General features: G+C 65.0%; 11 protein-coding genes. 8 read left to right on the top strand and 3 right to left on the bottom strand.

Features of this window, described 5'->3' with window-relative positions; translation table 11 throughout:
* The first annotated feature begins 46 nt into the window (after positions 1-46).
* Genes topA through AB5K84_RS20625 form a run of 4 tightly spaced genes read left to right on the top strand, consistent with a single transcriptional unit; the run spans position 47 to position 6,371 of the window.
* Positions 47-2,803, top strand: coding sequence for a type I DNA topoisomerase (topA, locus tag AB5K84_RS20640; protein ID WP_038966363.1), 2,757 nt, complete (start codon positions 47-49; stop codon positions 2,801-2,803).
* Between the two features lie 7 nt (positions 2,804-2,810).
* Entirely contained in the window at positions 2,811-5,153 is a 2,343-nt protein-coding gene (rnr, locus tag AB5K84_RS20635) for a ribonuclease R (RefSeq protein ID WP_011087872.1), read from the top strand.
* Positions 5,147-5,587 (top strand): DUF983 domain-containing protein, encoded by a 441-nt coding sequence (locus tag AB5K84_RS20630; protein ID WP_011087873.1) that lies wholly within the window; start codon positions 5,147-5,149, stop codon positions 5,585-5,587. The genes rnr and AB5K84_RS20630 overlap by 7 nt, the downstream gene beginning before the upstream one ends.
* A gap of 31 nt (positions 5,588-5,618) precedes the next feature.
* Positions 5,619-6,371 (top strand): NUDIX hydrolase, encoded by a 753-nt coding sequence (locus AB5K84_RS20625; protein ID WP_011087874.1) that lies wholly within the window; start codon positions 5,619-5,621, stop codon positions 6,369-6,371.
* A gap of 57 nt (positions 6,372-6,428) precedes the next feature.
* On the opposite strand, the gene AB5K84_RS20620 is transcribed toward AB5K84_RS20625, so the two are convergent.
* Entirely contained in the window at positions 6,429-6,977 is a 549-nt protein-coding gene (locus AB5K84_RS20620; RefSeq protein ID WP_038966364.1) for a hypothetical protein, read from the bottom strand.
* Positions 6,978-7,213: 236 nt separating this feature from the next.
* Here AB5K84_RS20620 and AB5K84_RS20615 point away from each other — a divergent pair, with 236 nt between their 5' ends.
* Both AB5K84_RS20615 and rpmG read left to right on the top strand, forming a co-directional pair.
* Positions 7,214-8,539 carry an LLM class flavin-dependent oxidoreductase gene (locus tag AB5K84_RS20615; protein WP_011087876.1) on the top strand — a complete coding sequence of 442 codons (1,326 nt, stop codon included), beginning with the start codon at positions 7,214-7,216 and terminating at the stop codon, positions 8,537-8,539.
* A gap of 124 nt (positions 8,540-8,663) precedes the next feature.
* Positions 8,664-8,831: a 50S ribosomal protein L33 gene (rpmG, locus tag AB5K84_RS20610; protein ID WP_007603295.1), complete on the top strand. Its 168-nt coding sequence runs from the start codon at positions 8,664-8,666 to the stop codon at positions 8,829-8,831.
* 1,115 nt (positions 8,832-9,946) lie between these two features.
* On the opposite strand, the gene AB5K84_RS20605 is transcribed toward rpmG, so the two are convergent.
* Positions 9,947-12,799, bottom strand: coding sequence for an ATP-binding protein (locus AB5K84_RS20605; RefSeq protein WP_011087878.1), 2,853 nt, complete (start codon positions 12,797-12,799; stop codon positions 9,947-9,949).
* 222 nt (positions 12,800-13,021) lie between these two features.
* Here AB5K84_RS20605 and AB5K84_RS20600 point away from each other — a divergent pair, with 222 nt between their 5' ends.
* Positions 13,022-13,969, top strand: a complete 948-nt coding sequence (locus tag AB5K84_RS20600; protein ID WP_028171568.1) for a helix-turn-helix transcriptional regulator — start codon at positions 13,022-13,024, stop codon at positions 13,967-13,969.
* Between the two features lie 174 nt (positions 13,970-14,143).
* Here the strand turns inward: AB5K84_RS20600 and AB5K84_RS20595 are convergent, their stop codons facing one another.
* Complete coding sequence (locus AB5K84_RS20595) at positions 14,144-15,376, bottom strand: MFS transporter (protein WP_441232598.1); 1,233 nt, start codon at positions 15,374-15,376, stop codon at positions 14,144-14,146.
* A gap of 131 nt (positions 15,377-15,507) precedes the next feature.
* Here AB5K84_RS20595 and AB5K84_RS20590 point away from each other — a divergent pair, with 131 nt between their 5' ends.
* Positions 15,508-16,113, top strand: coding sequence for a TetR/AcrR family transcriptional regulator (locus tag AB5K84_RS20590; protein ID WP_171463775.1), 606 nt, complete (start codon positions 15,508-15,510; stop codon positions 16,111-16,113).
* Positions 16,114-16,314 lie beyond the last annotated feature (201 nt).

The following is a 16,314-nucleotide window of genomic DNA, read 5'->3' as shown; positions in this document are numbered from 1 at the left end:
CTCGTCGAATTCGGCCTAGAATTTCCCCATAAGTTACTGGAACTACATGAATATCGTCATTGTGGAGTCGCCGGCGAAAGCCAAGACGATCAACAAGTATTTGGGCTCGTCCTATGAGGTTCTGGCCTCGTTCGGCCATGTCCGCGACCTCCCGGCGAAGAACGGTTCCGTCGATCCGGACGCCAATTTCAAGATGATCTGGGAGGTCGACCCCAAGGCGGCCGGCCGGCTCAACGATATCGCCAAGTCTCTGAAGAACGCCGACCGCCTGATTCTCGCCACCGACCCTGATCGCGAGGGCGAGGCCATCTCCTGGCACGTGCTGGAGGTGTTGAAGGAAAAGCGCGCTCTCAAGGATCAGAAGATCGAGCGCGTGGTGTTCAACGCCATCACCAAGCAGGCCGTCACCGACGCGATGAAGCATCCGCGCCAGATCGACGGCGCGCTGGTCGACGCCTATATGGCGCGCCGCGCGCTGGACTATCTGGTCGGCTTCACCCTCTCCCCCGTGCTGTGGCGCAAGCTGCCGGGCGCCCGCTCGGCCGGCCGCGTGCAGTCGGTGGCGCTGCGCCTCGTCTGCGACCGCGAGCTCGAGATCGAGAAGTTCGTCGCCCGCGAATACTGGTCGCTGGTCGCGACCCTGCTCACCCCGCGCGGCGATGCGTTCGAGGCGCGTCTCGTCGGCGCCGACGGCAAGAAGATCCAGCGCCTCGACATCGGCACCGGCGCGGAAGCCGAAAACTTCAAGAAGGCGCTGGAAGCCGCCGCCTACGCGGTCACCGCGGTCGATGCAAAACCCGCCCGACGCAATCCGCAGGCCCCCTTCACCACCTCCACGCTGCAGCAGGAAGCCAGCCGCAAATACGGCTTTGCGCCCGCGCACACGATGCGCATCGCCCAGCGCCTCTATGAAGGCATCGACATCGGCGGCGAGACCACCGGACTCATTACTTATATGCGTACCGACGGCGTGCAGATCGATCCGTCCGCGATCACCCAGGCGCGCAAGGTGATCGGCGAGGATTACGGCAACGCCTACGTGCCGGAGGCCCCGCGCCAGTACCAGGCCAAGGCCAAGAACGCCCAGGAAGCGCACGAAGCGATCCGCCCGACCGACATGTCCCGCCGCCCGGACAGCATGAGCCGCAAGCTCGATTCCGATCAGGCGCGGCTCTACGAGCTGATCTGGAAGCGCACCATCGCGAGCCAGATGGAAGCGGCCGAGCTCGAGCGCACCACCGTCGACATCACGGCGAAGGCCGGCGGCCGTACGCTGGAGCTGCGCGCCACCGGCCAGGTCGTCAAGTTCGACGGCTTCCTCGCGCTCTACCAGGAAGGCCGCGACGACGAGGAAGACGAGGATTCCCGCCGCCTGCCCGCGATGAGCGCCGGCGACGGCCTGAAGCGGCAGTCGCTCGCCGTCACCCAGCACTTCACCGAGCCGCCGCCGCGCTTCTCCGAGGCCTCGCTGGTCAAGCGCATGGAGGAGCTCGGCATCGGCCGGCCCTCGACCTATGCCTCGATCCTCCAGGTCCTGAAGGACCGCGGCTACGTCAAGCTGGAGAAGAAGCGCCTGCACGGCGAGGACAAGGGCCGCGTCGTGGTCGCGTTCCTCGAAAGCTTCTTCAGCCGCTACGTCGAATACGACTTCACCGCCAACCTGGAAGAGCAGCTCGATCGCATCTCCAACAACGAGATCTCCTGGCAGCAGGTGCTGAAGGATTTCTGGAACGGCTTCATCGGCGCCGTCGACGAGATCAAGGATTTGCGCGTGGCGCAGGTGCTGGACGTGCTCGACGACATGCTCGGACAACACATCTATCCGCCCCGCGCCGACGGCGGCGACATCAGGCAGTGCCCGAGCTGCGGCAACGGCCGGCTCAATCTCAAGGCCGGCAAGTTCGGCGCCTTCGTCGGCTGCTCGAACTATCCGGAGTGCCGCTACACCCGTCAGCTCGCCGCCGACAGCGAGGCGACGGCCGACCGTTCGCTCGGCCAGGATCCCGACACCGGTCGCGACGTCTGGGTCAAGGCTGGCCGCTTCGGCCCGTACATCCAGCTCGGCGAGCAGAAGGATTATGAGGAAGGCGAGAAGCCGAAGCGCGCGGGCATCCCGAAGGGCACCTCGCCCGGCGACGTCGAGCTCGAGCTTGCGCTGAAGCTGTTGTCGCTGCCGCGCGAGATCGGCAAGCATCCGGAGACCGGTCAGCCGATCACCGCCGGCCTCGGCCGCTTCGGGCCGTTCGTGAAGCACGAGAAGACCTATGCCAGCCTCGAGGCCGGCGACGAGGTCTTCGACATCGGCCTCAACCGCGCCGTGACGCTGATCGCGGAAAAGGTCGCCAAGGGCCCGAGCCGCCGCTTCGGCGCCGACCCCGGCAAGGCGATCGGCGATCATCCGACGCTCGGCACCGTCACCGTGAAGAGCGGCCGTTACGGCGCCTATGTCACCGCCGGCGGCGTCAACGCGACGATCCCGGCCGAGTTCGAAAAGGACACCGTCACGCTGCCGCAGGCGATCGCACTGATTGACGAGCGCGCGGCCAAGGGTGGCGGCAAGACCAAGGCGAAGAAGGCGGCGAAGCCGGCCAAGGCCAAGAAGGCTGCGGCGAAGGCCGCCGGCGGCGATGACGCCGCGCCCAAACCCAAGAAACCGGCCGCGAAGAAAGCCGCAACCAAATCCGAATCCACCAGCAAGGCGCGCGCCGCCGTGTCGTCGACTGCAAAGACGTCGCCGACCAAGGCCGCCGCCACCAAGAATCCTGCAAACACTCCGGCCAAGAAGAGTGCCGGCAAGAATTAGAGGTTAAGTGAAACGCAAGAATGACCGTGGCTTTCCCGACAGGCAAGCCATCGTCGCCTTCATCAAGGCAAATCAGGGAAACGTCGGCACCCGCGAAATTGCGCGCGAGTTCGGCCTGAAGAACGCCGATCGCGTCGAGCTCAAGCGCATGCTGCGCGAGCTCGCCGACGACGGGACCATCAAGAAGAAGCGCCACAAGGTCTCGGAACCGGACACCCTGCCGTCGACGCTGGTCGCCGACATCACCGGCCGCGACTCCGATGGCGAGCTGATCGCCTCCCCCACCGAATGGGACGAGGTCGAAAGCGGCGAACCGCCAAAAATCCTCATCGTCATGCCGCGCCGGCCGAAGCCCGGCACCGCCGCCGGCGTCGGCGACCGCGCCCTGCTGCGCGTCGAGCGCATCGACGAGACCGAAGGCCCGGCCTATCGCGGCCACATCATCAAGGTCTTCGACAAGGCCAAGAGCCGCATCCTCGGCGTGTTCCGCAGTCTGCCCGAAGGCGGCGGACGGCTCGTTCCCGTCGACAAGAAATCTGCCGACCGCGAGCTGAACATTGCCGCGGCCGACACGCAGGGCGCCCAGGACGGCGACCTCGTCAGCGTCGACATCGTCCGCTCACGCGCCTTTGGCCTCGCCTCAGGCCGCGTGAAGGAGAAGCTCGGCTCGGTCAAGTCGGAGAAGGCGATCAGCCTGATCGCGATCTACGCGCACGACATTCCCCTGCAATTCCGCCCCGCGGCAGAGCGTGAAGCCGAAGCGGCGGAGCCGGCGAACCTGAAGGGGCGCGAGGACTGGCGCGACGTCCCGCTCGTCACCATCGATCCGCCCGATGCGAAAGATCATGACGACGCGGTCCATGCGCAGGCCGACGACGATCCCAACAACAAGGGCGGCTTCATCGTCAACGTCGCCATTGCCGACGTGAGCTTCTACGTGCGGCCGGGCACCGCGCTCGACCGCGATGCGCTCGACCGCGGCAACTCGGTCTATTTCCCCGACCGCGTCGTGCCGATGCTGCCGGAGCGCATCTCCAACAATCTCTGCTCGCTGGTGCCGGGCGAGCCGCGCGGCGCGCTGGCGGTGCGCATGGTGATCGGCCCGGACGGCCGCAAGCGCTCGCATACGTTCCACCGCATCCTGATGCGCTCGGCGGCGAAGCTGAACTACGCACAGGCGCAGGCCGCGATCGACGGCCGGCCTGACGACACCACCGGCCCCCTGCTCGATCCGATCCTGAGGCCGCTCTACACCGCCTATGCCTGCGTCAAGCGCGCAAGAGACGAGCGCGATCCGCTCAATCTCGATCTGCCCGAGCGCAAGATCCTCTTGAAGAGCGATGGCACGGTCGATCGCGTCATCGTTCCCGAGCGTCTCGATGCGCACAAGCTGATCGAGGAGTTCATGATCCTCGCCAACGTCGCTGCCGCGGAAATGCTCGAGAAGAAGTCGCTGCCGCTGATCTACCGCGTGCACGACGAGCCGACGCTGGAGAAGGTCCACGCGCTCGCGGAGTTTCTGGAGACGCTCGACGTTCCCTTCGCCAAATCAGGCGCGCTGCGCCCGGCCCTGTTCAACCGCGTGCTGGCCCAGCTCGAGGGCCACGACCACTTCCCGCTGGTGAGCGAAGTCGTGCTCCGCGCCCAGGCGCAGGCCGAATATTCCGCTGAGAATTACGGTCATTTCGGCCTGAACCTGCGCCGCTACGCGCATTTCACCTCGCCGATCCGCCGCTATGCCGACCTCGTCGTGCACCGCGCGCTGGTCCGCGCGCTCGGCCTTGGCGAAGGTGCGCTGCCCGACACCGAGACACCGGAAACGCTCGGCGAGGTCGCAGCCCACATCTCGGTGACCGAGCGGCGCGCGATGAAGGCGGAGCGCGAGACCGTGGACCGGCTGATCGCGCACCATCTCGCCGACCGCATCGGCTCCAGCTTCCAGGGCCGCGTTTCCGGCGTCACGCGCGCCGGCCTGTTCGTCAAGCTGAGCGAGACCGGCGCCGACGGCCTGATCCCGATCCGATCCCTTGGCACGGAATATTTCAACTATGACGAGAGCCGCCATGCCCTCGTCGGCACGCGCAGCGGCGCCATGCATCAGCTGGGTGACGTGGTCGACGTCCGTCTGATAGAAGCAGCTCCGATCGCGGGCGCGCTGCGCTTCGAGCTGCTGTCGTCAAGCGGCGAGACCGCGCCGCAGGGCCGCAGGGCATCCGGTCGGCAACGCCGCCCCTCGTTCAAGGCGCATCCCGGACGCAGTCCGGCGAAGAAGCACAAGCCGGCGAAGCCGAAGAAGCCCGGCAAGGGCAAGAAGAACAAGGGCAAAGGCCAGAAGGGCAAGGCATGGTGACGATGAGCACGGCCCCGAAAATCTGGACGCGCGAGACCGGCCTCGTCGAGAAGCGCGATGTCTGGACGGCAATGAAGCGCGGCTTTCGCGGCCGCTGCCCGCGTTGCGGCGAAGGAAAACTGTTCCGCGCCTTCCTGAAGACCGCTGATCATTGCTCGGCGTGCGGCCTCGACTTCACGCCGCATCGCGCCGACGATTTGCCCGCCTATCTCGTCATCGTCATCGTCGGCCACATCGTGGTGCCCGGCATCCTCTGGATCGAGACCAACTACACGACGCCGGTCTGGCTCAGCTTCGCGGCCTACCTGCCCTTCACGTTCTTCGCCTCGCTCGCGCTGCTCCAGCCGGTCAAGGGCGCCGTGGTCGGATTGCAATGGGCTCTGCGCATGCACGGCTTTGACGACAACCCTCCGGATGGTATTCCGCCGGTGTAAGCAATAAGCAAGAAGCGGTTTGGGTGAGGACATGACGGACACGTTGCAGGCAGCCGAGAAGGCAAAGATCCACGAGGGCAAGGAAGCCGACCATCATCCCTATTTCCGCCCGAAGGATGCGGCGACACTGATCCTGGTCGATCGCAGCGGCGCCGTTCCGAAAGTCCTGGTCGGCAAGCGCCACGACAAGGTGGTGTTCATGCCCGGCAAGTTCGTCTTCCCCGGCGGCCGCGTCGACAAGGCCGACTACCGTGTGCCGTGTGCGGCCCCCATCACCTCCGAGCTGGAAGCCAACCTCGCCAAGGGCAGCCCGAAGACGCCGGCCTCACGCGCAAAATCGCTGGCGATCGCCGCGATCCGCGAGGCCTGCGAGGAGACCGGCCTCTGCCTCGGGCGCAAGGCCGAGGGGAAAGCGCCCAAGCTCGACAGCGCCTGGAAGCCGTTTGCGGATGCGGGCCTGCTGCCCGACCCCTCAGGCCTGTTCCTGATCGCGCGCGCCATCACCCCGCCCGGTCGCGTCAAGCGGTTCGACACGCGCTTCTTCACCGCGGATGCCTCCGCGATCACCCATCGCGTCGAGGGCGTGATCCATGCGGATGCGGAGCTGGTCGAGCTGGTCTGGGTCGAACTCGGCTCGAAGCCGCTCGCCGATCTGCATCCGATGACGCGCAACGTGCTCAACGAGCTCGACACGCGCCTTGCCACCGGCCCGCTCCGCCACGACGCGCCGGTGCCGTTCTTCCATTTCTACGGCGGCAAGATGCAGAAGGATATTTTGAGCTGACTGCTCACCTCTCCCGTAGGGAGAAATGAACCGGGCTAAGCCGATCGAGTATTCTTATCATGCGTCGTCGCTATCCGGCTCGGTGCCGACATAGTCGCGCGCCGGCAGCTTGAGGACGCGGCCGATCTCGCCCGCGAGCTTGTCCGCCTCCTCGCGCCTGGTGAAGCTCATCAGGTTGATCGGCTCGGTGCCCTTGTTGCCGCAGAGATTGACGTCATAGGTCGTCAGATCCGCATCGTAGTCGTCGGTGATGCTGATGAAATGATAGTCGGCGAGATTGCGATGCCTGCGAATGTTCAGCGGGCCGAACTGGCTGGTGATGACGATCTGGCGCAGCGTCTCGTTGAGCACGACGAAATAGCGGAAGGTGAGCAGGATCAGGCCGGGGATGCCGACGAGCAGCCCGAGGCCGGTGAACACCAGCACCGGCACGAGATCATCGGCGAGCCGGCCGAAGCCGGAGAAATCCTGGCGCAGGCCGAGCGCGACATTCCACAGCAGATAACCGCTGGCCGCCAGTAGCGGCAACGACAGCAGCCGGCCAACCCAGGGCATCGCCCGGTCGATACGGACCATGCCGCCATCCACTGTCATCGCGCCTGCCATTGATGGTCTCCTCACGAGGTCATGGCTTTGGTCGGAGCGAGCAGCGGATTGGTTCGATGGGCGGCCCACTCCCTCACCGCCATTCCGGGGCTGGCCGCTGACGCGGCGCCCCGGAATGACGGGATTGTGCTGAGTGGATCGCGAAATACGAAAAATTCTTCCCGCCTCCCCCAATGGCGGAGTTGCCACTCATGCCTATGTCTTTCCCCAACGACACCCAGAACGGATACGGGGCGATGGCACAACGGCAACTCAAGCTTGGCGCGTTCATGCGCCCGATCAGCATCCACACCGGCGCCTGGCGCTATCCGGGGGCCTGGCCGGACGCCAATTTCAATTTCGGCCACATCAAGACGCTGATCAGGAAGCTCGAGGCCGGCAAGTTCGACGCCTTCTTCATGGCCGATCACCTCGCCGTGCTGAACATGCCGATCAACGCGCTCAAGCGCAGCCACACCGTGACGTCGTTCGAGCCGTTCACGCTGCTGTCGGCGCTCTCGGCCGTCACCGAGCGGATCGGCCTGATCGCGACCGGCTCGACCACCTTTGACGAGCCCTATCACGTCGCGCGCCGCTTCGCCTCGCTCGACCATCTCAGCGGCGGCCGCGCGGGCTGGAACATCGTCACCACCTCGAACCCGGACGCCGCGCTGAATTTCGGGCTCGAAGATCACATGGAGCACGCCGAGCGCTACAAGCGCGCCCGCGAGTTCTACGACGTCGTCACCGGCCTGTGGGATTCCTTCGCCGACGATGCCTTCGTGCGCGATGTCGAGAGCGGGCTGTTCTTCGAGCCCTCGAAGATGCACACGCTCGACCACAACGGCAAATACCTGAAGGTGCGCGGCCCCCTCAACATCGCCCGCCCGGTGCAGGGCTGGCCGGTGATCGTGCAGGCCGGTGCCTCCGAAGACGGCAGGCAGCTTGCGGCCGAGACGGCGGAGGCCGTGTTCACCGGCGGCGGCAGCCTCGCCGACGGGCAAAAGCTCTACGCCGATATCAAGGGCCGCATGGCGAAGGTCGGCCGCGACCCTGAACATCTCAAGATCCTGCCCGGCGCCTTCGTCGTGGTCGGCGACAGCGTCGATGAAGCCAAGGAGAAGCGCGCGCTGCTCGACAGCCGCGTGCATTACGACAGCGCCATCGCCTCGCTCTCCGTCATCCTCGGCACCGATGCGTCGGGCTTCGACCCGGACGGGCCTCTGCCGGAGATCCCCGAGACCAACGCCAGCAAGAGCGGCAGGCAGCGCATGGTGGACCTCGCCGCCCGCGAAAAGCTCACCGTCCGCCAGCTCGCCCAGCGCGTCGGCGGCTATGGCGGGCTGGCCTTTGTCGGAACGCCTAAGACCATCGCCGACCAGATGGAGGAATGGCTGGTCGGGCGCGGCTCCGACGGCTTCAACATCATGTTCCCGTTCCTGCCCGCCGGCCTCGACGATTTCGTCGACAAGGTGGTCCCGGAGCTCCAGCGGCGCGGGATTTTCCGCAAAGAGTATGAAGGGGCCACTTTGAGGGAGAATCTGGGCCTGCCGCGGCCGAAAAACCGTTTCTTCGAGGCGTAATGGGCCCGATTTGGGTGGTTTTCAGGGTGTAAAACCTTGACATCAGGCGGTTTCTGGCTAGGTTGCCGGCCAACGCGGGCCGTTTGGCCGGCTCCAGATTCCCTTCATTTCTGAGGTTCTGAACATGGCCAAAGCGGTCACCATCAAGGTCAAGCTCGTGTCCTCGGCCGACACCGGCTTCTACTACGTCGCCAAGAAGAATTCGCGCACCATGACCGACAAGCTGGTCAAGAAGAAGTACGACCCGGTCGCGCGCAAGCACGTCGAATTCCGCGAAGCCAAGATCAAGTAAGAAGATCAAGTAAGATCGCGGGATACGCTACGGACTTTTGACGGGGCCTCATGGCCCCGTTTTTATTTTGTCTGTCGTGTCCCGGGCGCGCGGCAACGCGCGGGCGCTGTGGCGCTGGGTCCGGAGCGCGAGACTGAAGCTGACGCGCTACTCCTTCTCCACGCCGTCATTGCGAGGAGCTCGCGACAAAATTGCGGAGCAATCCAGTCGTTCTGCAGAGGCACCCTGGATTGCCTCGCGGAGCCTGTCATCGCGCCGCGCTTTGCGCGGCCGGTGGCTCGCAATGACGGCGCGAGCATTCCGCGTTCTGCATGGCTGCCATCTCGGCCGCGGGCCACCGGCAGACATCCGCTCAACCCTCGGTTGCCCGATCCGGAATGTATGTTACCGTGCACTTACCGGAACGGCATTTCCGTCCCGGATTTGGGAAGGACATGGTCATGAGATTGTCATCAAGCCTTGTCGTGCCTTCAACTGTCGCTGTCTTGTCAACCGTCCTGGTGTGCGGTCCCGCCGCGTCGCAGATCCCGACCGGCTCCGCCGCCACACTTCCCCCCGTCACGGTCGATGCACCGAAGCAATTGACGAAGCCACCGGCGCCGCAGCGGGCGGCAAACACCGGGGCATCATCGCGCCGGACTGCGTCAACCGTTCAAACGTCATCGTCAACCGCACGGACGCCTTCGTATGCACCGGGTTCAGTGATGGGGAGGCCAGCCTGGAGAAAGTCGCCAGCAGCTGCAACGGGGGCTGTGCATCAAGTTTCCCACACGGCAAGGAGCCCTGGATTGGCTGTAGCGAGTCGGGCGGCAACATAGATTATGGACCTTTCTCGCCAACGTGCCGAGACACCATCACCCATACGTCCTACGAGAATTGCGTCGAGACGAAGGTGTTCCTGGGCGAGAATCGAAACAGAGCCCACTGGTTCTGCAGCAGCCTGGCCGCCGGCAACAGGTTTAAGGTCGCAGAACTCAAGCGGTCGGGGCGTCCGCGCTAGTCCCGTCCGCTTGAACTCAGCCCCGGATGTCGGCCCGCGCTTGCCGCGGGTCGCCACGTTGAAGCCGTCCGATTCCAACGTTGGCGCCAGCAGTCGGCGCCAACGGCCGTCTCCATCACGAGTTCGTCCTGCCGACCAGGGACGCCAACAGGCGGCCGGCAGCTGCCAGATCTGCCGTCTCCAGGCCTTCCGTGAATTGCTCGAACACGGGCCTTAACAGCCCGCAGGCATCGTCAGGTTGCCCTCGACCCGCCAACAGCGCAGCCAGATCGATTGCGGTGCGTAACTCCCAGGCGGGCGCGCCTTGGCGACGGCTCAATTCGAGCGACTGCTTGAACCAGCGTTCCGCATCGTCAACCCGGGTCGGCATAGCCAGGACGGCGCATCCCCTGACACGCAACGCTTCTGGCATGAAGAAGAGATCTCCATTCTCCTCGGCCCGGCTGATCGTGTCGTCGACCAATCTTATGGCTTCGCCGACCTGTTCGATTGCGAGGAGCCCTTGCGCCAGGAGAATGTTGAACTCCGTGTTGCGCACCTCGTAGTGCATCGCGTGGCAGTGCTTCAGGCAACCGCGAAGTGTGTCGACGCCGCCCCTTGCATCGCCACGACGGATCGCGAGGATGCCTTTGTACCCGTAGCCAACATGAAGATAGGGGCCCAGGGAATGGGACCGGGCATGCGCCACCAGGCGGTCAGCATGTGCTTCGGCGCTTGCGAGATCGCCGTTCCAGACGAATACGTCCGGAGCCCAGGCAAGAGCGACAGCAAGCGATGCGGGATTGGTGCTGGATTCCGCGTCTTTGATTGTCTCGCGCGCGCGGACCGCGGCCTTGGTGGGATGCCCCTGCACCCATAGGCCCCGCGCAAGGCCGAGGCCAACCAGGATACGGTCATCGAACCCAAGATAGGCCCGCTGGGCGTGCGACCAATGCTGGAGCGCAGCCTCGAGCTCCGACCGGGCGCTGCCGTGCTCACCGATGAAGTGGAGCGCCCTGCCCACGGCCGATTGGGCCAGGGCCATCGCGTGAGGGTCCTCGGCGGCCCCGGCAACCGTCCGCGCGCGCCTTGCATGATCCAGCGCAGTCTTGAATTCGCCGTCGCGCGTGCAGAACATCGACAGCGTGCCGAGAATTCCAACTTGGCTGAGCACGTTGCCGCCTGCCTCCGCAATCGCGAGGCTTCGGTCCAACGCCGCACGCGCTGCGTCGCTCGGCCCGTTCATGTGCATTGACGCAACCCCGAGGTTTGCCTGGAGCTGCATCTCCTCCGGTTCGCCGCGGGTCCTGCCTTCCAGCGCGACGATTGCGTGCTGCGACCAGCGATAGCATTCGGACAACAGCGACATCGCCAAAAGGACAGGCGCTGCGGCTGCCGCCAGCTTGATCCCGATTTCGGGATCGCCGCCCTCGCCAAAACACCATTCCAACGCCGCCCGGACATTGTTGAGGTCGGCAAGGTGCGCCTCCCTTTCAGCGCCGCTCGACAACGCTGCCCATTCCCTTCCCGCCTGCTCCGACCAGCGCCGAAAGTAGTTTGCGTGGCGCACGGCCAGATCGGCAACCTCCGGATCGGTGATTTCCGTCCCGAGAATGTAAGTGCGCGTCGTATCAAGCAGCCGATAGCGCATCATGGCTCCGATCGGGCGGGTCGTAACCATCGACTTGGCAATGAGGCTGTCGATCGCGCCAAGGACGGCGGTCTGGTCGACGTTGACGCTTGTGACCACCGCGAGCATTGCGTCCAGCGTGAAATGTCCGACGAACACGGCCAGCCGGCGAAGTACCAGCCGCTCGACGCTGGAAAGCAACCGGTAGCTCCAGTCCAGCGTTGCCTGCAAAGTCTTATGACGCGGCGGCGCGGTGCGCGAACCCAGCCACAACAAGGTCAAGCGCTGGTCGAGCAGAGCCGCCGTATCGCGCAATCCATAGGCCTCGACGCGCCTTGCTGCCAGCTCTATGGCCAATGCCACGCCGTCCAGCTTCCGGCAGATACCGACCACGATTGGCGCGTCTGCATCGTCGAGATCCAACCGGGCGCCGCTCGCCGCTGCGCGTTCGACGAACAGCTGCGTAGCTGGGAACGATCGCGCAATTGCCGCCGTTGGCATCGCGTCGTCTGGCGGGCATGCCAACGGCTCCAGTCGATAGATCTGCTCCCCATCAACCTGTAGCGCTTCTCTGCTGGTCGCGAGTATGTGGACTTGCGGGGTCTCTCTGAAGACGCACGACGCGAAGGTCGCTACCGACTCGATCAGATGTTCGCAGGTGTCGAGGATCAACAGGACCCGCTTGTCCCGAAGATAGGCGATCAGGTTCGGCGTAGCGTCGTCCGATCGCACCGATAGTCCCAGCATGGATGCGACGGTACTCGTCACCAGCCGTGAATCGCTCAACATGCTCAGATCGACAAACAGCACCGCGCCCCCGAATGCCTCAATCAGGTGGTGCCCGAGCGCGGTCGCGAGCGTGGTCTTGCCGACGCCTCCGAGGCCGACCACCGTGACGAAGCGCGCCACTTCCAGTTGGGCGGCGACCCTTTGCAGATCATCTTCCCGGTCGATCAATCCTGCGGGACGGACAGGCAGGTTGGCGTTTCGAAAGCTCTCAGCGGCAGCTGATGCCGCCTCGGGCTCCCCGAGCGACCGTGAGACTGGCGCTACGAAGCAGTAGCCTCGACCGGCCACGGTCGTTATGTATCGCGCGCCGTCTTTTCCGTCGCCGAGCATCTTGCGCAGGCTGGCCATTTGACCGCGCAGGCTGCCCTCTTCGACCGTGACGTTGGGCCAGACCAGCGACAGAAGGTCTTTCTTGCTGATGACTTCATTCGGCGTGGAGACAAGAGCGGTCAAAATTTCGTAGGCGCGTGCGCCCAAGTCGACGGGAACTCCGTCTTTGGTGAGCAACCGTTCGCTTGCAGTCAGGCGAAACGGCCCGAACGACAGGACTTCCTTGCCGTGCGTCGTCATTGGAACCGTCGCATTGTGCCCATGCTCCGGACCACATTTTAGGCCAAGGTCCCGCGTCAGGCCAACGGTCGGGAAATTGCCGTGCAGTCCTCACACTACCAAGGGGAAGGACTGACGCCCCCTAACAACATTTCACAACGCATGACGGGCCATTCGCGACGGTTGGGCTTAGCTTGTTCGCCATCGGATAGGACGGCGCACGACAATGTCGAGCACAAGCCCATGAACAAAACCATCTTGCACGATCCCTTGGCGGCTCTGTTCTCGCCGGCGGCGCACCCGAGGGACGTTCCGGTTCCCGAGCTCCGCCCGGCCGATGTGGAGATGGCGCGGGTCCTCAAGACCGCGCCAATTCGTATGGCCTCCGATCCGTTGGGCGGCGCCATCGCCCATTGGAAACATGGCGCCCTGCATGACGTCGTTGAACCCATGGCCAATCATGTCGTCATGACTTACCCGTGCGGCGTGCAGCGACTTGAGCGGCGCGCCGGCAAGTCGGTCGCGATCGGAACGGCCCGTTCCGGCGTGGTGACGATCATTCCGGCGGGCTCAAGCGCCCGATGGGACATTGCCGGGGACATCAATGTCGTTCAGCTCTACCTCCCCCACACGACGCTCGATCGTGTTGCCCGGGAAGCCCGCGCGGCTGCACCTGGCGACCTCATGGAGCGAACGGGGCATCCCGATCCCATCACATCCCGCCTGCTGCTGAGTGCAGCGGATGCACTGGACGGCAATGCGGCCCTGGATGCCTTGTTCAGACATCAACTGACAGATCTCCTGGCCACCCGCATCTTGGCCGCGCACGTCGGTTCGCCTACCGCGATCCAGGCACTGATCGGCGGGCTGTCGCCAACAGCCCTCCGCCGCGCGATCGATCGCCTGCGCTCGGAGAGCGATTCCGATGTCTCTCTCGCGATGCTTGCTTCGGATGCCGGCCTGTCACGCTTCCATTTCTGTCGTGCCTTCAAGGAAAGCACAGGGCTCTCGCCGCATGCCTGGCTCCGCCAGTACCGACTCGAGCAAGCCATGAACATGCTGCGCGATACTGACGATTCGGTCGTCTCGATCGCAGCGGCGCTCGGGTACGCCTCCCAAACCGCCTTTGCCGCGGCGTTCAGAAAACTCGCCGGCGTGACACCGAGCGACTGGCGGCGACGTCTCCGTTAAGCAGCAATCGCCCTGCAGGCGCTGCAATCGGCTGCGCAGCTACAGCTCATTTCCGTGAGATCCTCAGAGGCGCCGAACCGACAGCCCCTCGGCTTGCGCCGTTGTGTCGGCTTCGGGTTGCGAGCGGCGACATCCGCATCCCCCCAAACCGTCGCTCACGAGTCCCCGCCCCGGCTACGCCGTCCGCAGCACCGGCGGCTGCGACGGCCGGATCAGCGCGAACGCCACCTGCACGATGCCGCCGGCAAGACCGAGCGCGACGCCGATGCGCCAGGCCATGGTGTAGGAGCCGAGCGCGTCGTAGAGCACCCCTCCGCCGTAGGCGCCGAGGAAGCTGCCGATCTGGTGGCTCATGAAGGCGAGGCCCTGGATCATCGCCTGCCAGCGCAGGCCGAACATCTCGGCGACCGCGCCTGCCACCAGCGGCCCTACTCCCATCCACAGGAAGCCCATGATGGCGCCGAACAGCAGCGTCGAGAACGACGTCGCCGGCAGCATGAAGTACCAGGCGAGCGCCAGCGAGCGCAGGATGTAGATGCCCCCTAACAGCGCGAGCTTATTCCAGCGCTGGCCGGCCCAGCCGAAGAACAGCGAGCCCAGCACGTTGAAGCCGCCGATCATGCCGAGCGTCTGCGCGCTCAGCATCGGATCGAGGCCGCAGATCGCGAGGTAGGACGGCAGGTGCGTCGTGAGAAACACGAGCTGCATGCCGCAGACGAGATAGGCGCAGGTCATCACCGCGAAGGAGGCGTTGCCGAACGCGGCCGTCGCCACCGATGCGGCCGTGGCGTCGCCGATGTCGTCGGCGGCCGGCTTCGGCAGCGGGACCTTGTCGACACGCCCCGCATACCAGGCCGCAGGGATCATCAGCACCGACATGATGACGAAGCCGGCGAGCCCGATGCGCCAGCCAAAGCCTTCGTTGAGCAACTGCCCGATCGGCGCGGACAGCAGCGCGCCGAGCGAGCCCGCGCCGGAGACGATGCCGAGCACGGTGGACCGGACGGTCTCGGGCACAGCGCGCGCGGCCACCGACATCGCGATCGCCGCCGCGGTGCAGGCGAGCGAGGTGCCGATCAGCACGCCGGCGCCGATCATGATGCTGACGAGCCCGCCCGCGGTCGCCATCAGAATGAGGCCTGCGATGTACATCAGCGAGCCGACGATCATGATCGGGCGGAAGCCGTAGCGCACCGTCATCGCGCCGGCGAGCGGCTGGAGAAAGCCCCAGGCGAGGTTCTGCACGGCGAGCGCCAGCGTGAAATCCGAGATCGAAATGTGGATGCCGTGAGTCAGCGGCTGCATGAAGATGCCGAGGCTCTGCCGCAACCCCATGCTTAGCGTCAGCATGATCGAGGCGCCGATCAGGATGGGCAATGTCGGCCGCAGGACCTGCAACAGGGGCATGTTTCTTCTCCCTCGTGGGCGCGGCGCGAGCGCCGACGTCTGCAATATCAGTTGATTTTAGTTACACAGACCTGTGTACTTAGGCTATGAAAAGGTGCACGCTGTCAAGCGAACAGGACGCGCGCTGCTGCATGGCTCCCCCGACGACCCCACAGACGATGAAGGAGCGGATCCTCGAGACCGCCGACAAGCTGTTCTATCTGCAAGGCATTCGCGCCATCGGCGTCGACACCATCGCGGCCGAGATCGGCATCTCCAAGCGCACGCTGTACAACCACTTCCCCTCCAAGGACGCGCTGATCGCGGCTTACCTCGAGCGCCGTTTCGTAGCTCCGCGCCCCTCCGACAAGCCGCCGGCCGAGCAGATCCTCGCCACCTTCGATTCGCTGGAGCGCCGTTTTGCGGCGAAGGATTTTCGCGGCTGCCCGTTCGTGAATGCGGTGGCCGAGCTCGGCCCAAAGGACCGCGCGGTGAGGAAGATCGCGGTCGCCTTCAAGGAAAGCCGCCGCGTCTGGTTTCGCGAGCGGCTCAACGAGCTCGGTGTTGCCGATGCGGACGCGCTGGCAACTCAGCTCGTGTTGCTCGTCGACGGCTCCATCGCCCAGGACCTCGTGCGCGACGACCCCGCGATGGCGCGTGCCGCGAAGGAAGCGGCGAAGGTGCTGCTGCGGAATGCCGGGGTGGATGTGGGGGATGGTGCGAAGCCGACAAAGGGACGCAAGCCCGCGCCACAATAAACACTGTCGTCCCGGCGAAGGCCGGGACCCATAACCACAGGCAAATGTTTGGCGAAGACTCGGAGTTACCTGCTCGCACCACAACCCCTCCCTGGGGTTATGGGTCCCGGCCTCCGCCGGGACGACACTGAGTATGTGGCCGCAGTATTTGTCCCACTACCCGACGATACCAATATGCCCCTGTTTTGCCCGACGGGTCAA

The organism is Bradyrhizobium sp. 1200_D9_N1_1, from assembly GCF_052075915.1.
GTDB lineage: Bacteria > Pseudomonadota > Alphaproteobacteria > Rhizobiales > Xanthobacteraceae > Bradyrhizobium > Bradyrhizobium diazoefficiens.
This window is presented reverse-complemented; position numbering and strand designations above follow the sequence as displayed.